This window comes from Brevibacterium sp. R8603A2 (genome assembly GCF_023072605.1).
Classification (GTDB): Bacteria; Actinomycetota; Actinomycetes; order Actinomycetales; family Brevibacteriaceae; genus Brevibacterium; species Brevibacterium pityocampae.
Genome location: NZ_JALLGN010000008.1, coordinates 84,241 through 104,034 on the forward strand (window position 1 = coordinate 84,241; position 19,794 = coordinate 104,034).

Consider the following 19,794-nt stretch of genomic DNA (forward strand, 5'->3'; position numbering starts at 1 on the left):
TCGAGCGCACGTGACAGGTCGACGTGCTGATCGAGCACATGTGGCAGGTCGATGGGCAGACCGCGCATGTGGGGCGGGTGTGCGGCCCCGGGGAGTGAGTCAGCTTCGGGAAGCTGTGCGGCTCCGGGGGGTGCGGATGAGGCGGATGGCGTAGTCGACGCCGGCCGCGAGGTGGAGCACCACACCCGCCGACAGCAGGAACGTGCCGACCTGGTGGAGCGGTGTGTCCGGCAGCTGGCTCGCGGTCGACAGGAGGAGGACCGGCAGCCCGGTCATGATGAGCGCGGTCCGCCCCTTCCCCAGCCAGCTCACGTGCGAGGTCGCGGTCGCATCGAGGCGGACGGTGCCGACGATCCCGAGGAACACGTCGGTGAGCACGATGACGGCGAGCATCCACAGCGGCAGGATGCCGAACCACGTCATCGCCACACAGATGAGGGTGATGCCCAGCCGGTCGGCGACGGGGTCGAGGATCTCACCGACCCGCGTGACCTGCCCGAAGCGTCGCGCCCAGAAGCCGTCGATCCAGTCGGTGGCACCGAACACCGCGAGCGCGATCGTCGCCGCGATCCGGTGCTCCGGCATGCTCATGAGCCAGATCACCACCGGCACGAGGACGACGAGGCGCACCACGCTGATCGCGTTCGGCACGTTGAGCCAGTCGCCGGCGGCCGAGGTCGCGCGCGGGTCGGGGTCCCCGGCGGGCACCTCGGCGCTCGGACCCGGGGACCCGGCCCGCACCTCGGGCTCGGGATCGGGCCGTTCAGGCACCGGCGAACACCGGCGCCAGGCGGGCGAGCCCCTCATGGGTGACCTCGGGGGTGTTCGACACGAAGGAGAACCGGAGGGTGCGCGGGTCCGGGTCGGCGACATAGAACGGGGCGCCCGGGACGAACATCGTGCCGGCCTTGATCGCGTCGTACACGAGCGCGGAGGCGTCGAAGCCCTCCGGCAGACGCGCCCAGACGAACATGCCGCCCTCCGGTTCGGTCAGCGCGGAGCCCGGGGGCAGGACCTCGCGGAGCCCGGTGAGCATCGCATCGCGCCGGCGGGCGTACTCCGCCCTCACCGGGTCGAGCTTCGCCTGGAGGTCGTTGCTCTCGAGGTAGTGTGCGGCGACGAGCTGGTCCACCGTCGAGGTCTGCAGGGCATTGGCCTGCTTGGCGACGCTGATCCGCTCGAGGATCTCCTCCGGCCCCCGGATCCAGCCCACCCGCAACCCGGGTGACAGCACCTTCGACAGCGTGTTGAGGAGGAATGCGCGGTCGTCGAGCCGCGGGTCCGCGCTGATCGGGATCTGCTGCTCGTCGGTGTAGCGGAGCTCGGAGTACGGATCGTCCTCGATGAGCCAGGTGTCCTGGGCGGCGATGATGTCCGCGATCGCGCGGCGGCGGGACTCCGGCATCGTCACGCCCGTCGGGTTCTGGAACGTCGGGATCATGTAGACGGCCTTGGGCTTCCACTGCCGGATCGCCGCGTCGAGCGCCTCGGGCACGACCCCGCCCTCGTCGGTGTCGATCGGCTTGAACTCCGCCCCCTGGAGCCCGAACGCCTGGAGCGCGGACACGTAGGACGGGTTCTCGACGAGCACGACGTCGCCGGGATTCACGAGCGTCTGGCTCAGCAGGCCGAGCCCCTGCTGCGAGCCCGAGGTGATGAGCACCTGGGCGGCCGTCGACGGCACTCCCATCTGCGTGGTCCGCAGCGCTGCGGCCTGACGCATCTCGGGCTCCCCGTCGGTGGAGGCGTACTGGAGGGCCCGCTGACCGGCGGTCTCCATGATGTGGGTGAAGGACTTCGTCAGTCCTTCGACGTCGAACAGCTCGGAGGCGGGGTTGCCGCCGGCGAAGCTGATGAGGGTGGGGTCGAACGAGAGCTCGAACAGGGCTCTGATCGGCGACTTCCCCACCGTCGTCACGTATTCGTTGAGGTGTGAGCGAACCGATTCCATGCCCTCATGCTAGCGGGGATCGGGCCGGTTCCAAGGGGTGTGGGAAGAGCGGTTTCCGGGGGTCGGGATCGAATGACGTCGGGTCATGACGCGGGTGGTGCGTCCGGCGGCAGGGCGACCTGATGGATCGGGTGCGCGTGGGTGGGACCGGTGCGTCGGGCTGGGTGGGGTCCGGTGTCAGTCGGCCCGGTCGGCGAGATCGTCGTCGAGGGCGCGGGCGAACCGGGAGAGGAGTCGACCGAACTCGGTGACATCGGCCGCCGGCCACGCGGCGGTGAGGTCCTCCATCGTCGTTGCGAGGCGCGACCGGTGCTCGCGCATCACCGCGTGCCCGTCCGCGGTGAGGTCCACCTGGACGGCGCGCCGGTCTGCGGGGTCGGGGCCGCGGGTGATGAGTCCGTTGCTCTCGAGGCGGTTGACCTGGGCGGTGATCGTCGAGCGATCCACCGACTGCCAGCGGGCGAGCGCGGACATCCGGGCCGGTCCGCAGTCGGCGATGCGTTCGAGCAGCCACACATCGGTGCGGGTGAGCGAGGCCGCACCGCCGCTCAGGCGCTCCCAGGTGGCGCGCCGGCTGCCCCAGCGCTCGATCGAGGTCAGCGCATGACGCAGCGAGGCGAGGACCTCGGCGGTGCGGGGGCACTCGGGCATCGTGCTCAGCTTTCCCGGAGATTTGGTTGGTATGATCAAATCATTCTAGCGCGGACGGTGCGCGATCGGAATCCCCGAGGTGCTCGCCTCGCCCAGCCGGATCGGACGACCATCCGCGCCCTCGACCGAAAGGACAGCATGACCGAGAACACCGGAACTCCCGCAGGACACCCCGCTGCCGGACAGGACCCCGCCCCGCACCTCGCGCAGTCGCCTGCGACCGGGCAGACCGTGCAGCCCGTCCCCCGTGAGATCGTCGCCCGCTTCCACGACTACCTGCCGGCCCAGAACGCCGTCGATCTCCTCGCGGATTCCGACTTCGAGGTGAGCACGGTGCGGATCGTCGGGCACGACCTCACCACCGTCGAGCACGTCACCGGGAACATGACCTGGGGCAAGGCCGCCGGGTTCGGTGCGCTCTCCGGTGCCTGGATCGGACTGCTGCTCGGGCTCGTCTTCGCCCTCTTCGTCGCCGGGATCGGGTTCTTCTCCGTCCTCCTCTCCACGATCGCGCTCGGCGCGGTCTGGGGTCTGATCTTCGGCCTCATCGCCTTCGCGATCAACGGCAAGGCCCGCAGCTTCCGCTCGGTCCAGTCCCTCAAGGCCTCCGAGTACACCGTCGAGGTCGAGGCGCCGCGCGCCGCCGAGGCCATCCGGATCCTCGCCGCCGGACGCTGATCCGGGCCGGGCCCGGCTAGCCTGGTGCCGTGCGCATCCCTCGTCGGCTCCTCTGGACCCTCGCCGCCGTTCTGGCCCTCGCCGGGACGGCGGCGTTCCTCGTCGACCGGCCGGCCGCCGGTGCCGGTCTGCTCGCCGGCGCGGCCGGACTGGCGATCTTCGCGATCCGGATGAGCGGCCCTCGGCCGCACACGGCGTGGTATCCCGAGCTCGAGGACACCTCGGCGGCGGTCGTCTACTGGAAGGACGGCTGCCCCCACTGCCACACCCTGCTCCGCGCCCTCGCCGGTGACGAGCGGATCACCTGGGTCAACATCCATCTGGATGAGGACGCCGATACCCGGGTCCGCGAGCTCAACCGCGGGAACCGGTTCACGCCCACTGCGGTCGTCGGCCGCCGGGTCCTCCCCGACTCCGCCCCCGAGGACCTCCGCGAGCTGCTCGGCGATCCCGTCCCCTGAGACCGATCCGCCGCTCGATGCAGCTCTTTCTCCCCACGGCGACTGAATCAGCTGCATCGACGGTCGTGTGCAGGGGAATTCGCTTGTCGACAGAAAGAACAGTCGCATCTGCGTGAGCGCGCCACCCCCAGGCGGCCGCGAACCGCCGTGACCGTAGGCTTGTCCCCATGCGCATGACGAACCTGCTGCAGCTCGCGGCCGCCCTGCTCTTCACCGCATCCGGTGTGATCCGGCTCGCCACGGACCCGGGCAGCGTCCTGGGCTGGCTCTTCGTGGTCCTCGGCATCCTCTCCTTCGTGCTGGCATTCTTCGTCCTCAACCGGAAGCCGCACACGCCCTGGTCGGACGACCTGCTGGCGCCGGGCCGCGCGGTGGTCCTGTGGCAGGACGACTGCCCGCGCAGCCGCGCCCTCATGCGCCGTTTCAACACCGACGGGCGGTTCGCGTTCATCGACGTCGACCGCGATGAGACCGCCGCGGCGAAGGTCCGCGCGCTCATGGACGGCGCGCTCGCCACCCCCGTGGTCCTCACCCGCAATGCGCAGCTGGCCAACCCCACCGCGAACGACGTCATGCGCGCCCTCAAGGATTCTCGCTGAACGGCTCGGCCTTCATCGGGCTGCTCGCCCTCATCGGATCCGGGCCGCCGACCGCGATGGTCGTCCTCACCTGGGCCGCGTACTCCGGGTCCTATGAGGGGTGGCGGCGGGTGAGGCCCAGGCTGAAAAATTTCCAGGGTCCCTATTGGGGGCTTCCTGCCGCCATCGTGCCGCAGGCGGCGGCGATCGCCGTCCTCGCGCTCTACGGAATCGTTCTCACCTCCGTGCAGCCTCCCATGGAACCGCTCTGGCACTGGGTGTTCCTCGGCACCGTCGTCGTCCTGCTGAACGTCGGGTGGAGCTTCAGTTACAGGATCCCCCGCGCGTGGAAGCCGGAGTGGCTCCGACTCGAGGAGGAGGCGGAGCGGGAGTCACGTCGCTGAACCCGCCGCTGTTCCCAGCCCTCCGTCGCCCCGGGCCCAGCCGGGATCATCCCCGGCGGGCACGCGGCACCGCTCCCTGCGCAGCGTCGCTCCCACCGCAGAGCCGCCCCGCGCGGGCTCTCAGCGGCCGCTGAGGAAGGCGTGCGCGACGCGGAACAGGTCGTGGACGTCGGACACCGCGCACATCTCGCGCGCGGAGTGCATGCTCCACAGCGCGATCCCGGCGTCGACGGTCGTCATGCCCAGACGCGTCGCGGTGAGCGGACCGATCGTCGACCCGCACGGCATCGCGTTGTTCGACACGAACTCCTGGTAGTGCACCCCCGCCGCCGCGCACGCCCGCGCCCACCGCGCGGTGCCCACGGCATCCGTGGCGTAGCGCTGCTGGGCGTTGATCTTGAGCAGCGGCCCGCCGCCCAGCCGCGGCCGGTTCACCGGGTCGTGGCGCTCGGGGTAGTTCGGATGGACCGCGTGCCCGGCGTCGGACGACACGCACACCGAGCGGGCGAGCGCGCGCAGGTACGCCTCGCGCACGCGCCCCGCACCCGGGGCGCTCGCCTCCCGGATGCCACTGCCGCCCGCGGCATCCGCACCCGAGGCGCCCACCGGACCGGACTCCCCGGCACCCGGCCCGGCGCCGGCCCGAGCCCCGGCGACGATGCCGGCGATGATCCGCTCGGTGACATCGGCGAGGAACGGTCCGCTCGCCCCCGAACGGGTCTCCGAGCCGACCTCCTCGTGGTCGAAGGCCGCGACGAGCGGGATCGAGTCGAGCCCGGCCGGCTCGACGAGCGCGAGCGCGCTGATCCCGGCGTGCACGGAGGACAGGTTGTCGAGGCGCGGGGAGGCGAGGAACTCCTCGTGCAGACCGAACCGTGCCGGCTCCTGGGCCGGGATCGTCACGACGTCGAAGGCCACGACATCGGCGGCCTCGACCCCGGCCGAGGCGGCGAGCGCGCCGAGCACGCCTGCCCCCTCGCCGGCGCCGCCGGTGAGCGCCTCGAGGCCGATGACCGGCTGGACGTGGCGCTGCCGGTCGAGCGCGAGCTTGTCGTTGACCTGCCGGTCGAGGTGGATGGCGAGCTGCGGGATGCGGCCGATCGGCCCGGTCCGGGCGAGCACCTCGGCCCCGTCGACGGTGACGAGCCGGCCGGCGAAGCACAGCTCGCGGTCGAGCCACGAGTTCAGCAGCGGGCCGCCGTAGATCTCCACCCCGACCTGGAGGTTCCCCTCGACGGTGAAGTCCGGGTGGGGCTTGAGCTTGAATGCCGGGGAATCGGTGTGCGCGCCGAGCACGGCGAACCCGGGCACCTCGGCCGAGCCGGCGCCCGCGGCGTCTCCGGCACCCCCGACGCCAGAACCCCCGGCACCCCCGGCCCCGCCGGGCATCACCCAGGCGATGATCGCGCCGTCGCGGACCACCAGGTGCCTGCCGCCGGGACGCAGATCCCACTCCGCGCGCTCGTCGAGCTCGGTGAAGCCCGCCGCGGTCAGCCGCCGGCGGGCGGCGTCGGCGGCGTGGAAGGACGAGGGGGACTCGGTGACGAACTCCGCGAGGTCGGCGGCGACGGCGGTGGGAGCTGATTCTGTCGTAAGCCTCATAGCCGGTAGCCTAGTCAATCGTGTTCACCTCCCTCGGACGCATGTTCGGCTGGGGCTTCCTGCCCCTGGCGCTCATCGCCAAGCTGCCCTTCGCGATGTCGGTCGTCGCCGTCATGACGGCTGTCTCCTCGACCCGGGAGTCCTTCACCCTCGCCGGGGTCACGGCCGCCCTCGTCGGCGTGGGCACCGCGATCTCCGGGCCCGTCCTCGGCGCCTCGGCCGACCGCTGGGGCCAGCGCATCGTCCTCCTCATCGCCGCGGTCGCGAACACGCTCGCCCTGTTCGGCCTCGCCGCCGCACTGCGCGCCGAGGCGCCCACCGCCCTCGTGCTCGGCGCCGGCCTCCTCATCGGGCTCACCGCCCCGCAGGCCTCCTCGATGGTCCGCACCCGCTGGCTCCACGCGATCCGCGCCGAGTTCACCGGGCACCGGGCCCGCAAGGCGACCTCGACGGTGCTGTCCTACGAGTCGATGACCGATGAGCTCGTGTTCGTCTTCGGCCCCGTCGTCACCGGGTTCGTCGCGGTGCTGCTCGGTGTCGTCGTCCCGCTCGAGTTCGCCGCCGCGCTCACCCTGCTCGGCGTCATCGCCTTCGCCGTGCACCCCTCCGTGCGCTACGCCCGGGGGCACCTGCGCGACGCCCGCGACCACCGGGCGGGCGCCTCGGCGGGGGAGACCGTGCGGCCCCCGGACCCCATCGCGTGGGTGCGGCGGCCGGTCGTGCTCCTGCCGGTGGCCGGGATGACGGCGATCGGGCTGTTCTTCGGGTCCTCGCTCACCTCGCTCACCCGCTTCATGCAGGAGTTCGGGCAGGCCGATGCGACGGGCATCTTCTACGGGATCATGGGGATCGGCTCGGCGGTGTGCGCGCTCGGCGTCGTGCTCCTGCCCGAACGGTTCACCCTCACCGCCCGCTGGCTCGTGTTCGCCGGCGTCGCGCTCACCGGCGCGGTGCTGTTCGTGCTCACCCGCGACATCGGCCTGCTCGTCCCCGCCCTCCTCGTCATGGGCGCGGGGATCGGGCCGAGCCTCGTCACGCTCTACTCGATCGCCTCGGAGGTCGCCCCGTTCGGGCGCACGACCACCGTCATGGCGATGATGTCCACCGGCGTCGTCGTGGGCCAGTCCGCGGCGTCGGCGCTCACCGGCGCCGTCGTCGACGTCGCCGGATACCGCGAGGGGTTCTGGCTGTCGTTCGCCTCCCTCACCCTGCTCCTCGTGCTCGGCGCGGTCCAGGTCCTCCTCACCCGCCGGCGCGCCGCGCGCGTCTCCGCCGCCCCTGCCGCGGCCCCCGCACCCGCCCCACCCGGCCCGACGCCGTAGGACCTGCCCGCCCCCGCGGCCGATCCCCTACTATGAACAGCAAGGCGATCATCGAGACGAGGACGAGCGTGGACCAGTACACCGCAGAATGGCACGAATGGCATGATGCGCGCCTGTCCGCTCTCGCCACTCCGTTCGGCTGGCTCAGCCTCACGGGCCTGACCTGGCTCGACGAGGGCGAGACGACGGCCTGGGAGGGCGGACCGGGCACCTTCGTGCGCGACGGCGAATGGGTGCACTTCACCCTCGCCCCGGGCACCAGCGCGGGCCCCGGCAAGGACGCCCTGGAGATCATGGGCCGGCCCGGCCCGGCGGCCGAGGTGCGCGTCGACTCCGATGACCGGATGTCCGCCCGGGTGGCCCCCGGGGAATCGCTCAACTGGATCCTCGTCGGCCACGTGCTCTACGAGCTCCTCAACCGCGACGGCTCGATCGGCCTGCGCCGCCACGACTCCAAGGCGCCGCTGCTCTCGCGCTTCATCGACGTGCCGACCTTCCCGGTCAGCCAGGACTGGGTGGTGCGCGCGGCGTTCACCCCGTACCCGCAGCCGGAGCCGCGCCGGATCGCCTCGGCGATGCCGGGGATCGAGCTCGACGAGCAGCTCTCCGGCGAGGTCGAGTTCGAGCTCGCCGGGCACACCCACCGGCTCCGGACCACCGGCTGCCCCGGGTCGGGCCTCACCGTGCGGTTCCACGACTACACCAACGGCGTGACCACGGCGACCTGGCGGACGCTCAACATCGGGCTGCCCGACGCCGGGAACTCCGTGATCCTCGACTTCAACCGGGTGTACAACGACCCCTTCGCCTTCACCCCGTACGCCACCTGCCCGGCGCCGGTGCCGGAGAACATCCTCCCGCTCGCGGTCGAGGCCGGGGAGCGCAGGCCCACGCAGACCCTGAGCGAGGCCGGCATCAACACGCCCGTCCTCGTCATCGAGACGAGCCCGACCCCCGGCGTGGAGTCGATCCTCGCCCGCTTCGACGAGAACGGCCTCGAGGTCACCCACGTGCAGGTGGCCGAGGGCGAGGCGCTGCCGCCGCTGGCCGGGTTCGCCGCCGTCGTGCTGTTCGGCGGGTTCGAGGGCGATGACCTCAGCGCCGAGCGGCGGGCGGAGATCACCGAGCTCCTCATCGACGTCATGGCGACCCGCCTGCCGGTGGTGGGCGGCGGTTCGGCCGCCCAGTACCTCACGCACGCCGCGGCCCACGACACGCTCACCGCCGGGCGCCTGACCTTCAAGGGGATGCCGGCGGACCTCGGGCGGCTGCCGCTCGCGGTGAGCGCGGACATCGCCGACGACGGGCTGTTCCGCGCGAACATCTCCACCCTGGGGTCCGACGGGATCGGCTACATCGAGATCGACAAGCTCGCCGACGAGGCGCCCGCCGCGACCCGCAACGAGTCGTTGACCATCACCTGGCGCGATCTCGTCGAGCGCTTCGCCCGGCTCGTCCACACGAACTTCTGAGGCCCGCGGCCCGGCCCGGGGCCGAGGTGCTGGATCCACCGAGGTGTCGGGTTGCCGAAGCGCGCAGGCCACCGCGGCGCGCGGGCCGGGCGCGGAGAATGGTGGTTCCGACGAAGAGTATGAACTTCAACGCCACCACACTCCGCCGGAACCACCACAGTCCCGCCGCTTCCGAGGTGCCGGCCGGGTCAGGTCACCAGATCGACACGCGGTCCGCGGGCGCGAGGTGCATCCCGTCGCCCTCGCGCACGCCGAACACCTCGGCGAAGGCGTCGAGGTTCTTGACGATCTGATTGCACCGGAACTCCTCCGGGGAGTGCGGGTCGACCGCGATCCGGCGGATCCGCTCCTCCTTGCGGAACTTCGAGCGCCAGGCGGTGGCCCAGGCGTAGAAGAACTCGCGGCCCTCCTCCTCGGTGAGCTCCCGGTTCTCGTCGCGGGCGAGCAGCTGCAGGGCCTTCCACGCGATCGACATGCCGCCGAGGTCGCCGATGTTCTCCCCGACCGTGAGCGCGCCGTTGACGTGGTGCTTGGCGTCGAGGCCCTCGGGGACGAGCACGTCGAACTGGTCGATGAGGCTCGCCGTGCGCTCCTCGAAGCGGGCGCGATCGTCCTCGGTCCACCAGTCGACGAGGTTGCCGTCGCCGTCGTAGCGCGAGCCCTGGTCGTCGAACCCGTGTCCGATCTCGTGGCCGATCACTGCGCCGATCGCCCCGTAGTTCGCGGCATCGGAGCCGCGCGCGTCGAAGAAGGGCGGCTGCAGGATGGCGGCGGGGAACACGATCTCGTTCATCACCGGGTGGTAGTAGGCGTTGACCGTCTGCGGCGTCATGAGCCATTCGGTGCGGTCGATCGGCTGCCCGATCCGCCCGATCTGGCGCACGTGCTCGGCGTGCGCGGCGCGCCGGACGTTGCCGACGAGGTCGTCGGCGACCATCTCCGCCGGGTACTCCCGCCACACGTCCGGGTAGCCGACCTTCGGGGAGAACCGGGCGAGCTTCTTCAGGGCGCGCTCACGGGTGTCCTCGCCCATCCAGTCGAGCTCGGAGATCGAGGACTCGTAGGCGCGGATGAGCCGGTCGACGAGCTCGGTGATCGCCTGCTTGGACTCCGGCGGGAACTCCCTGGCCACGTAGAGCTTGCCGACAGCCTCGCCGAGCAGGCTCTCGACGAGGGCGACGCCGCGCTTCCAGCGCTCCCGCTGGGTGGGCGTGCCGGACAGGGTGCGGCCGTAGAAGTCGAAGTTCTCCTCCGACAGGGCCTCGGTGAGCAGGCCCGCATAGGCCTCGACGATGCTGAACTGCATCCACGCCTTGAGGTCGTCGAGTGATGTGCGCGCCCACTCCTGCGCCATCCCGACGAAGAACGACGGCTGCGACACGACGAGGTACTCGAGGCCGGTGATCCCGGCGCCCTCGCACCAGGCGGCGAAGTCGAAGCCGGCGGCGAGCTCGTCGAGCTCGACGGCGGCGAACTTGTTGTACGTCTTCTCCGCGTCGCGGCACGACACCCGGTCCCAATGGTGCTCGGCGAGACGCGTCTCGAGGTCGAGGACGAGCGCGGCGAGCTCGTTGTGCGGCCGGCCGGTGAAGCGGGGGAGATCGGCGATCTCGGAGACGCGGGCGACGTGGGCGACATAGGCCTCCCGGATCTCCGTGTAGTCGTCCGAGGAGTAGTAGTCCTCGTCCGGCAGGTGGAGCCCGGCCTGCATCGCATAGAGGATGTACTCCGCGGAGTTCTTCGCATCCGCGGAGACGAAGCCGCCCACCACGGTGGGCACCCCGGAGGCGTCGAGCGCGCCGAGCACGCGCGCGAGCTCCGCATGGTCGGACGCGGCGGCGACGAGCTCGAGGTCGTGCACGACCGGCTCGATCCCGGTCGCCTCGATCGTGTCGGTGTCCATGAAGGAGGCGTAGAGGGCGCCGATCTTCTGCGCCTCGGAGCCGGGTTCGGAGTCCTGCTCGCCGAGTCCGGTGATGAGGTCGCGGACCTTGACCTCGGCGGCATCGTAGAGGGCGCGCATGGCGCCGTCGCCGGCCCGGTCCTCCGGGATCTCGAAGGTGTCGAGCCACGCGCCGTTGACGTGGCGGAAGAGGTCCTCGCGGGCGCTGATCGCGGGGTCGCCGTGGGGCAGTCGAGTTTCGGTCATGGTCCAACGGTATCCGGTCCCGGCCCACCGGGCGCATCTGCGACCATGGTTGCGGTGGTCGGGCGCGGAGCCCGGCCGCGGACAACGGATGACGATGGAGGGCAGCAGTGGCGGAAGCGCGAGGTGCAGAGGAGACGGCGGAGGGGACGAGCACCGCGGACAGGGGCGTCGGCGGGACGGCGGGCGCCTCGGTGGTGCTGGTCTGCACGGGGAACATCTGCCGCTCGGTCATGGCCGAGCGCGTGCTCCGCAGCCGGCTGGCCGCCGAGGGGATCGAGGCGATCGTCGATTCGGCCGGGATCAGCGACGAGGAGTCCGGGAACCCGATCGATCCGCGCGCGGTCCGTGTGCTCACCGAGGCCGGCTACGACACCGCCGACCACGCCGCCCGCCAGATCACCGCGGAGTGGCTGGGCGAGCGTGACCTCGCGCTCGCGATGACGCAGCGGCATCGGGCCGCGCTCGAGCGCCTGGTCGCGGACCTGCCGGCGGAACGGCGCCCGGAGATCCGGATGTTCCGCAGCTTCGACCCGGCCGCGGCCGGGCTCACCGGCACCGAGCTCGACGTCGCCGACCCCTGGTACGGCGACCAGGCCGGGTTCACCACCACGCTCGAGCAGGTCGAGGCCGCAGTGCCCGCCATCGTCGAGGAGATCCGCGCCCGCCGGAGCGCGTGACGGAGATCGACTCGGCGCGCCGGATGGGTGAACTCCCAGGGAGTCTGCGGGATAATGGGGCCAGCAGCCAATCGATTGGAGCCTCCGTGACCGTCCGCAGCACTCGTACGTCCCTGTTCGCCCTGGTGGCGGCGCTGTTCGTGGGCCTCGGCCTGCTGCTCGCGCCCGCCGCGGCCGCCCATGACCAGCTCGTGTCCTCGAACCCGGAGGAGGGAGCGGAGCTCGACAGCCAGCCGGAATGGATCGAGCTCGAGTTCAGCGGTGAGGTCCAGGAGATGGGCTCCGAGGTGCAGGTCATGCACAACGGTGAGAACGTCTCCGCCGGTGAGCTCACCGTCGACGGCACGAAGGTCTCCTCGGCCCTGCCCGCCGACCTCGGCGCCGGCGAGTACACCATCGTGTGGCGCGTCGTGTCCTCCGACGGCCACCCGATCAGCGGCGAGATCCCCTTCACCATCCAGGACGCCGGCGGTGCCGGCGGCGAATCCGCGCCCGCGGGCACCGAGGAGGGCGAGGGCCCGGGCCTTGGCGCCGGAGCCGTCGACGAGGAGCCGCAGCTCGGCGGTGAGCAGCGCGGTTCGCTCGAGGAGGGCGAGGCGGAGAACGCCTCGAGCGGCATGTCGACCCCGATGATCGTGCTGCTCGGCGTCGGCGCGCTCGCTGTCGTCGTCATGGTCGTCCTCCTGCTCATGCGCAAGAACAAGGGCCTCCCCGGCACCGAGGGCGACACCGACCGCAAGCCCTGAGGCGGAGGCCCCTGCCCGGGGGACACGCCCCGCCGTCCCTGAGGCGGAGACCCCGCACCGCTGGTGCAGGCGCGCTCCGCCCGCACCAGCGAGTGGTCACAGATCCACGATTCCCCTACGGGATTCCATGGATCTGTGACCACTCGTCGTTTCCGACCGGAGCCGAGGCCGGGCCGGGGCGAACCGCGCCGAGGCGGGTCCGGGATGTCCGAGCCGGGCGGCGCGGGTCAGTCGGCGGGCGCCTCGAGAGCGGGGGCGAGGAGCTCCGCGGCGAGGCGCTCGAGGACGGGCGCAGGGTCGGCCAGGCAGTCGGCGAGCGCAGCGAGGTCGGTGAGGGTGTGGATCCCGGCGAGTCCGAGCCCACTCGCCTGATCGGCCGGGATCTCGCTCGATCCGCACACCACATGGACCCGCAGGCCGGCGTCCCGGGCCGCTGCGATGACCGCGCCGGGGCCCTTCCCGGACAGCGTCTGCTCGTCGAAGCGCCCCTCCCCGGTGACGACGGCCTCCGCGGTCCCGAGAGCGCGGCCGAATCCGACGAGGTCGAGGACGTAGTCGGCACCGGGCACGGAGGCCGCGCCGAGCACCGCGAAGGCTCCGAAGCCCATGCCTCCCGCCGCCCCGGCTCCCGTCCGGGCGGCGTGATGCGCACCGTCGGGGACCCGTGCGGCGAAGCGCTCGAGTGCGCGGTCGAGCCGTTCGACCTCGGTGGGGCCGGCGCCCTTCTGCGGACCGTAGACCGCCGCCGCGCCCTGGTGCCCGGTGAGCGGGTTCTCCACGTCCGAGGCGAGGATGACGTGGGCTCTGCCCTCGCGCAGGCGGGGATGGAGGTCCGCGGTGTCGACCCGTGCGAGGTGCTCGAGGCCGACTCCACCGGCCGGGACCGGGTGGCCCGACTCGTCGAGCAGGCGGACGCCGAGGGCCGTGAGCATGCCGGCGCCGCCGTCCGTGGTCGCCGAGCCGCCGACGCCGAGCACGATCTCCGTGCACCCGGCGTCGAGGGCCGCGGCGATGAGCTCCCCGGTCCCGGCCGAGGTGGCGGTGAGCGCGGTGTGCGCATCCGGCGCGGAGCCCCAAGCGGAGGTCACGAGCGCGAGGCCGCTCGCCTGGGCCATCTCGATGACGGCGGTGCCCGCCGACTCCGCCCAGACGGCGGTGACGGGTGTGCTCAGGGGACCGGTCACCTCGGCGGTGTGCCGGGTGAAGCCGGCGGACACCGCGGCCTCGACGGTGCCGTCGCCGCCGTCGGCGATGGGGACGGACTCGACGGTATGGCCGGCGGCGGTGAGGGCCGGTGCCAGGCGGGCGTGCACCTCGGGTGCGGTGAGAGTGCCCTTGAACTTGTCGCAGGCGAGGAGGATGCGCATACCCCCACCGTAGTGCGGTGGGCCGGAGCGAGGCTGCGGACCGTCGCAGCGAGCGCGCCGGAGCAGTCGAAACAGGGCGCTGACCTGGAAAGACAGAGCCGTGACAGCCCGACACTTTCTCAGCCTGACCGCCACGGTGAGAACAGCATAACCGATGGGTAATGCGTCGTCATCATGATCCGGGGCACCCTCCCCGGTCGGCCGACGAGGGCCGGTTCCGGGGCGCTGGGCGGAGGGGTCGAGGTCGGTGCCGAGGGCAGGCTCCGCGGATCCCGGGTTCAGCCCTCGGTGTCGACGACCGTGCGGTTGGCGCGGGCGTCATAGCTGCGTCGGCTCGGGTCCATCGAGCGGATGAACAGGGCGACGACGAGCGCGGCGAGCGTCGAGCTCACGCTCGGGACGAGGACCGCGGTGCGGGCGCCGGCGGCTTCGATGATGATGCCGGCGAGCGCGGAACCGATCGCCACGCCGAAGCCCAGCGAGGTGCTGATCCAGGCGAGCGCCTCGGTGAGCCGACGCGGCGGGGCCAGGTTCTTCACCACCGAGGATGCGCTGATGAGGCTCGGGGCGATCGTCAGGCCGATGAAGAACATGATGACGCCGAACCGGATCATGTCGGTGGCGAGCAGCAGCAGCCAGGTGGCGGCGGCGAGCCCGCCCATCATCACGGCGAAGCGGTGGTGCGCCTGCGACTTCCAGGTCACCCCGCCGTAGACCACTCCGGCCGCCAGCGACCCGGCGGCGAAGGTGCTGAGCAGGACGCCGGCGAGGGCCTTGTGGCCCTGCTCCTCGGCGAAGGCGACGGCGATGACGTCGATCGCGCCGAAGTTGATGCCGAGCAGCACCTGGGCGACCACGACGACGAAGATGCCGAGGTTGGTGAGGACCTTCCCCTTGTCGCCCTCGACCGCCCGCATGATCGGCGGCTCGGTGGCCTTCTGGGTGTAGAAGAGGAGGGAGCCGATGATCGTCGCCGTCATCGAGGCGAGGATCCCGGCCGGCGGGAGGACCGCGGTGGCCAGCGTGGTGACGAGGACGGGGCCGGAGACGAAGAGGATCTCGTCGGCGACGGCCTCCCAGCTGAACGCGGTGTCGAGCTGGCGGGGCGTGCGCACTGCGGCGTTCCAGCGCGCGCGCACGAGCGAGCCGAGCGAGCCGACGGTTCCGCCGGAGAGACCCGCGAAGACGAAGACGAGGGCGGTCCACCAGTCGGCGTACACGGTGACGAGCAGGCTGGTGAGGGAGAGGATGTGGACGACGACGACCGGCGCCATCACCCTGGCCTGGCCGAAGTTGTCGACGAGCCGGGCGATGAGCGGATTGGTGATCGCCTGCACCACCATGAAGGTGGCGGTGACGACCCCGGCGATCGCGTAGGAACCCGTGGTGCCCTGGATGAAGAGCAGGATGCCGAGGCCGAGCACTGCGATGGGCAGCCTGGCGAGCAGCCCGGCGAGCGAGAACTTCAACGCCCCGGGCAGGGCGAAGATCTCGAGGTAGTTGCGCAGCACTAGTCGATTCTAGCCAGTGCGCGCGGGGGAGGGTGATGACGTCCGTCACCCTCCCGGGTCCGGCCTCAGCCGCCGATCACCGCATCGACGACGGCCTTGGCCTCCTGCTGGACCTGTGCCAGGTGGTCGGCGCCCTTGAATGACTCCGCGTAGATCTTGTAGACGTCCTCGGTGCCCGACGGGCGGGCGGCGAACCACGCGCTGTCGGTGGTGACCTTGAGACCGCCGATCGCCGCACCGTTGCCCGGCGCCTCGGTGAGCTTGGCGGTGATCGCCTCGCCGGCGAGGGTGTCGGCGGTGACCTGGGCGGGGCTCAGCTGCTTGAGCGCGGCCTTCTGCTCGCGGGTGGCCGGGGCGTCGATGCGCGCGTAGGCGCTGCTGCCGAACTCCGCGGTGAGCTCGTCGAACCGCTGCGAGGGGGTGCGTCCGGTGACCGCGGTGATCTCCGCGGCGAGCAGGCACAGGAGGATCCCGTCCTTGTCCGTCGTCCAGGTGGAGCCGTCGCGGGTGAGGAACGAGGCGCCGGCGGACTCCTCGCCGCCGAAGCCGACGGTGCCGTCCATGAGGCCGGGGACGAACCACTTGAAGCCCACCGGCACCTCGAGCAGGCGGCGACCGCGAGCGGCGGCGACCTTGTCGATGAGGGACGACGACACGAGCGTCTTGCCGATCGCGGTGTCCGGCGACCACTGCTCGCGGTGGGAGAACAGGTAGTCGATCGCGACGGCGAGGTAGTGGTTGGGATTCATCAGGCCGGCATCGGGGGTGACGATGCCGTGGCGGTCGGCATCGGCGTCATTGCCGGTGGCGAGGTCGTACTTGTCGCGGTTGGCGATGAGCGAGGCCATCGCGGACGGCGAGGAGCAGTCCATCCGGATCTTCTCGTCCCAGTCGAGCGTCATGAACGCCCAGGTGGGGTCGACGTCGGGGTTGACGACCTCGATGTTGAGGTCGAGCTGCTCGGCGATCGCCGCCCAGTAGTCGACGCTCGCCCCGCCCAGCGGGTCCGCCCCGATGTGGAGTCCGGAGTCGCGGATCGCCGGGATGTCGATGACGAGTCCGAGGTCCTCGATGTAGCTCGCGGTGTAGTCGAAGTTCGTCGTGTTCTCGAGGTGGAATGCGCGCTGGAACGGGCGGCGGGAGATCGACTGCCAGCCGCTCTCGAGGAGGGCGTTGGCCCGGTCCTCGATCCATCCGGTGGCGTCGGAGTCGGCCGGACCGCCGTGCGGCGGGTTGTACTTGAAGCCGCCGTCGGCCGGCGGGTTGTGGCTGGGGGTGATGACGATGCCGTCGGCCAGGCCCTGGGCGCTGCCGCGGTTCGCGTTGTGCTTGATGATCGCACGGGACAGCACCGGGGTGGGGGTGTAGCCGTCGCGGTCGTCGATCATCGTGGGCACCTCGGCGGCGGCGAGCACCTCGAGGGCGGTGAGGAAGGCGGGCTCGCTGAGCGCGTGGGTGTCGCGGGCCAGGTAGAGCGGGCCGGTGTACCCCTGCTGCCGGCGGTACTCGATGATCGCGGCGGTGATCGCGGCGATGTGGGCTTCGTTGAAGGAGCCCTTGAGGCTCGAGCCGCGGTGGCCGGAGGTGCCGAAGGCCACGCGCTGGTCCGGGTTCGCAGGATCCGGTTCGACGTCGTGGTAGGCGTCGAGCAGCTCGGGAAGGTTGACGAGGTCGGATTCTTCGGCGGGGAGGCCGGCGCGTGAACTCATGGTCCCACTATGCCCAAGTGCGGGCCGTGGGGAGTAGCCGGGACCGGGAAAATCTCGCCATGCGGTCGGCTGTCGAGATGATGGGGCGGAACCGGGCGGCGTCCTCGGGCGGTGCCGGGTCTACTTGACCCAGGGCTCCTCGCCGGCGTCCGAGACGATCGGCAGGCCGTTGTCGAGGTTCCATGCCCCCATCCCGCCGCGCACGTTGATCGCGTCGAAGCCGTTCTGGTTGAGCCAGGAGGTGGCGCGGATCGACCGGCCGCCGGAGCGGCAGATGACGTAGACGTCCTCGTCGAGGGGCACCTCGCCGTAGCGCACGGGGAGGTCGCCGAGCGGGATGTGCTGGGCGCCGTCGATGTGCCCGGCGTTCCATTCGTCGTCCTCGCGGACGTCGAGGATGTTCGCGCCCTCGGGGATTTCGGTCACGGAGACTGTCGGTTCGCTCATGGCTCCAGTGTAGACAGCTGGACGGACACGGGGCAGGGGTGCCGGTGCGGTCGGAGCGCCCGCGGTTCTGGGACGGTCTCAGTCGAGCTGGTCGCGCAGCTCGGTCTTGAGGATCTTGCCCGCGGCCGAGGTCGGCAGCACCTCGACGATGTGGACCTCGCGGATCTTCTGATAGGGCAGCACCCGCTGGGCGACCCAGCCCATGAGCTCCTCGCCGGACAGCGCGACGCCGGGGGCCGCCTCGACGAAGGCCACGGGGATCTCCCCGGCCTCGTCCGCTGGCCGTCCGACGACGGCGATCCGCGCCACGCCCGGGTGCGCCGCGGCGATGTCCTCGAGCTCCCGCGGGTAGACGTTGTACCCCTTGTAGATGAGCATGTCCTTGGCCCGGTCGTGGATCCGGATGAACCCCTCGGAGTCGCGGGAGGCGATGTCGCCGGTGCGCAGCCAGCCGTCGACGAACTGCGCGGCGGTCTGCTCCGGGGCGTTGCTGTAGCCGTCGGTGACCTGCGGGCCGCGCACCCACAGCTCGCCCTCCTGGCCGTCGGGGAGCACCTCGGTGCCGGTCGTGCTGCGGATCTCGATCTCCGTGTCGGACACCGGGATGCCCACGGAGCCGATCTTCTGGGTGGTGCCCGGCTGCACCGGGGTCGAGGTCACCATGCACGTGCCCTCGGTGAGTCCGTAGCCCTCGCCGATCACGGCGTTCGGCATCGCCTCGCCGATCCGCGCCACTGCGGTCGAATCGAGCGGGGCGGCGCCGGAGATCGCGAGCTTCATGCTCGGCATCGACTCCCCGGTGGCCCGGCAGTGCGCGGCGAGCGCGAGGTACATCGGCGGATTGCCCGAGGCGTAGGCCGCCTCCCAGCGGTTGGTGAGCTCGACGAAGGTCTGCGGCTTGAACCGGCCGGACAGGACGATCGTCACGCCGCCGAGCATGAACATCCCGCCGCTGGTCAGGCCCTGGGCGTGGAACAGCGGCGGCACCTGGATGGTCGCGGCCGCACCCGGCTCGACGTACGGGACGCCGAGGTCGGGGATGTGTGTGAGCCGCAGGTGCCCCGTCTCATCGCGGTCGATCGCCGAGTGGAGGCGCCAGGCGGCCATCTGCGTGATGTTGGCGATGACGTTGCGGTGGAGGACGCGCACGCCCTTCGACTTGCCGGTGGTGCCGCCGGTGTAGGCGTAGTGGGCGACCTCGTCCGTGCCGGCGAGGACGGGTTCGAAATCCTCTCCGCCGGCGGCGAGCACCTCGGCGAAGGACCGGTACGGGCCGGTGCCGAGCACGGAATCGGCGAGTGCCTGCTGCTCCTGGTCCACCCCGGCCGACCACGATGGTCCGGTGACGAGCACGCGCGCGAGGCCGAGCTCCTCGGCGACCTCGGTCACCGGGCGGAGGTGCGCGGGGTGGGTGATGAGGGCGGTCGCACCGGCGTCGGCGAGCTGCTTGGCCAGCGCCGGGGCCGGCTGCAGCGGGTTGACGAGGGTGACGGCGGCGCCGGTGAGGAGTGCGCCGTAGTAGGCGGTGAAGTAGTGGAGGATGTTCGGCAGGTGGATTCCGACGACGCTTCCCGGGGCGATCCCGGCTGCGGAGAGGTCGGCGGCCATTGCGCGGGCGCCGGCGAGCAGCTCGGTGTAGCTCAGGGTCTCCTCCCCGTCGACCACCGCGGCCCGCTCGCCGTAGGTGCGGGCGGAGGCGAGGAGCACCTCGGGCACGGCGGCGTCGGGGTAGCTGAGGTGACGGGGCATGCCCGGCGGGAAATAGTGCGACATGGTGGGCCCTTCCTGGCACGGGGGCGGCGTCCGCATCGACGGCCTGCGGCGAGCGCGGAGACCGGAGGTCTGCACCGATAGTAACTGAACAAGTGATCAGTGCCACGGGCCGGGGTGGTCCGCCCTGTCCGTGAGACACCCTTGACGGATGACTTATCGAACGTTCAGACTAGTGAGACTGCTCGGGGTCGTGGATCGATCCGCGCCGGTGCCGGATTCGATGGGGAGACGGCGAGAACCCCCGAGCCCAGCGGTGCCGCACACGGACGTGCGGGCCCCGGAGCCCAGGAGTTTCA

At 71.5% G+C, this 19,794-nt stretch carries 18 protein-coding genes; 8 read left to right on the top strand and 10 right to left on the bottom strand.

Going from position 1 to position 19,794, the window contains the following annotated elements; translation table 11 throughout:
- Positions 1 to 99: 99 nt before the first annotated feature.
- The 3 genes from MTQ12_RS09600 to MTQ12_RS09610 all read right to left on the bottom strand — a co-directional run bounded on the left by MTQ12_RS09600 (position 100) and on the right by MTQ12_RS09610 (position 2,602).
- On the bottom strand, positions 100 to 771 hold the full coding sequence (locus tag MTQ12_RS09600; RefSeq protein WP_175406821.1) for a CDP-alcohol phosphatidyltransferase family protein: 672 nt from the start codon (positions 769 to 771) through the stop codon (positions 100 to 102).
- Positions 764 to 1,951: a PLP-dependent aminotransferase family protein gene (locus MTQ12_RS09605; RefSeq protein ID WP_247618419.1), complete on the bottom strand. Its 1,188-nt coding sequence runs from the start codon at positions 1,949 to 1,951 to the stop codon at positions 764 to 766. Before MTQ12_RS09605 ends, MTQ12_RS09600 begins: the two co-directional genes overlap by 8 nt.
- Before the next feature lie 177 nt (positions 1,952 to 2,128).
- Positions 2,129 to 2,602, bottom strand: a complete 474-nt coding sequence (locus MTQ12_RS09610; RefSeq protein WP_137318327.1) for a MarR family transcriptional regulator — start codon at positions 2,600 to 2,602, stop codon at positions 2,129 to 2,131.
- Positions 2,603 to 2,740: 138 nt separating this feature from the next.
- On the opposite strand from MTQ12_RS09610, the gene MTQ12_RS09615 reads away from it, so the two are divergent.
- The 4 genes from MTQ12_RS09615 (at position 2,741) to MTQ12_RS09630 (ending at position 4,723) form a co-directional block, all read left to right on the top strand.
- Positions 2,741 to 3,280, top strand: a complete 540-nt coding sequence (locus MTQ12_RS09615) for a general stress protein (RefSeq protein WP_247618420.1) — start codon at positions 2,741 to 2,743, stop codon at positions 3,278 to 3,280.
- 29 nt (positions 3,281 to 3,309) lie between these two features.
- Positions 3,310 to 3,741 (top strand): hypothetical protein, encoded by a 432-nt coding sequence (locus tag MTQ12_RS09620; RefSeq protein WP_247618421.1) that lies wholly within the window; start codon positions 3,310 to 3,312, stop codon positions 3,739 to 3,741.
- Between the two features lie 167 nt (positions 3,742 to 3,908).
- Positions 3,909 to 4,340 carry a hypothetical protein gene (locus MTQ12_RS09625; protein WP_137318325.1) on the top strand — a complete coding sequence of 144 codons (432 nt, stop codon included), beginning with the start codon at positions 3,909 to 3,911 and terminating at the stop codon, positions 4,338 to 4,340.
- A 56-nt stretch (positions 4,341 to 4,396) separates the two neighbouring features.
- Positions 4,397 to 4,723 carry a hypothetical protein gene (locus MTQ12_RS09630; protein ID WP_247618422.1) on the top strand — a complete coding sequence of 109 codons (327 nt, stop codon included), beginning with the start codon at positions 4,397 to 4,399 and terminating at the stop codon, positions 4,721 to 4,723.
- Between the two features lie 120 nt (positions 4,724 to 4,843).
- Here the strand turns inward: MTQ12_RS09630 and MTQ12_RS09635 are convergent, their stop codons facing one another.
- Positions 4,844 to 6,325, bottom strand: a complete 1,482-nt coding sequence (locus MTQ12_RS09635; RefSeq protein ID WP_247618423.1) for a M18 family aminopeptidase — start codon at positions 6,323 to 6,325, stop codon at positions 4,844 to 4,846.
- 20 nt (positions 6,326 to 6,345) lie between these two features.
- Here MTQ12_RS09635 and MTQ12_RS09640 point away from each other — a divergent pair, with 20 nt between their 5' ends.
- Positions 6,346 to 7,647 carry an MFS transporter gene (locus tag MTQ12_RS09640; RefSeq protein ID WP_247618424.1) on the top strand — a complete coding sequence of 434 codons (1,302 nt, stop codon included), beginning with the start codon at positions 6,346 to 6,348 and terminating at the stop codon, positions 7,645 to 7,647.
- Positions 7,648 to 7,715: 68 nt separating this feature from the next.
- Positions 7,716 to 9,119 carry a DUF1684 domain-containing protein gene (locus MTQ12_RS09645; protein WP_247618425.1) on the top strand — a complete coding sequence of 468 codons (1,404 nt, stop codon included), beginning with the start codon at positions 7,716 to 7,718 and terminating at the stop codon, positions 9,117 to 9,119.
- A gap of 193 nt (positions 9,120 to 9,312) precedes the next feature.
- Here the strand turns inward: MTQ12_RS09645 and MTQ12_RS09650 are convergent, their stop codons facing one another.
- Positions 9,313 to 11,268 (bottom strand): M13-type metalloendopeptidase, encoded by a 1,956-nt coding sequence (locus tag MTQ12_RS09650; RefSeq protein ID WP_247618426.1) that lies wholly within the window; start codon positions 11,266 to 11,268, stop codon positions 9,313 to 9,315.
- A gap of 107 nt (positions 11,269 to 11,375) precedes the next feature.
- Between MTQ12_RS09650 and MTQ12_RS09655 the strand changes: the two genes are divergently transcribed.
- Both MTQ12_RS09655 and MTQ12_RS09660 read left to right on the top strand, forming a co-directional pair.
- Positions 11,376 to 11,945, top strand: coding sequence for a low molecular weight protein-tyrosine-phosphatase (locus tag MTQ12_RS09655; RefSeq protein WP_348983873.1), 570 nt, complete (start codon positions 11,376 to 11,378; stop codon positions 11,943 to 11,945).
- An 86-nt stretch (positions 11,946 to 12,031) separates the two neighbouring features.
- Complete coding sequence (locus tag MTQ12_RS09660; RefSeq protein ID WP_247618427.1) at positions 12,032 to 12,691, top strand: copper resistance CopC family protein; 660 nt, start codon at positions 12,032 to 12,034, stop codon at positions 12,689 to 12,691.
- 227 nt (positions 12,692 to 12,918) lie between these two features.
- Here the strand turns inward: MTQ12_RS09660 and MTQ12_RS09665 are convergent, their stop codons facing one another.
- From MTQ12_RS09665 to MTQ12_RS09685, 5 genes are all read right to left on the bottom strand, one after another.
- Positions 12,919 to 14,058, bottom strand: a complete 1,140-nt coding sequence (locus tag MTQ12_RS09665; protein WP_247618428.1) for a glycerate kinase — start codon at positions 14,056 to 14,058, stop codon at positions 12,919 to 12,921.
- A 278-nt stretch (positions 14,059 to 14,336) separates the two neighbouring features.
- Complete coding sequence (locus MTQ12_RS09670; RefSeq protein WP_247618429.1) at positions 14,337 to 15,569, bottom strand: MFS transporter; 1,233 nt, start codon at positions 15,567 to 15,569, stop codon at positions 14,337 to 14,339.
- Positions 15,570 to 15,634: 65 nt separating this feature from the next.
- Positions 15,635 to 17,278 (bottom strand): phosphoglucomutase (alpha-D-glucose-1,6-bisphosphate-dependent), encoded by a 1,644-nt coding sequence (gene pgm, locus MTQ12_RS09675; protein WP_137318316.1) that lies wholly within the window; start codon positions 17,276 to 17,278, stop codon positions 15,635 to 15,637.
- A gap of 120 nt (positions 17,279 to 17,398) precedes the next feature.
- On the bottom strand, positions 17,399 to 17,725 hold the full coding sequence (locus MTQ12_RS09680; RefSeq protein WP_247618430.1) for a rhodanese-like domain-containing protein: 327 nt from the start codon (positions 17,723 to 17,725) through the stop codon (positions 17,399 to 17,401).
- 78 nt (positions 17,726 to 17,803) lie between these two features.
- Positions 17,804 to 19,498 (bottom strand): AMP-binding protein, encoded by a 1,695-nt coding sequence (locus MTQ12_RS09685; RefSeq protein WP_247618431.1) that lies wholly within the window; start codon positions 19,496 to 19,498, stop codon positions 17,804 to 17,806.
- Positions 19,499 to 19,794 lie beyond the last annotated feature (296 nt).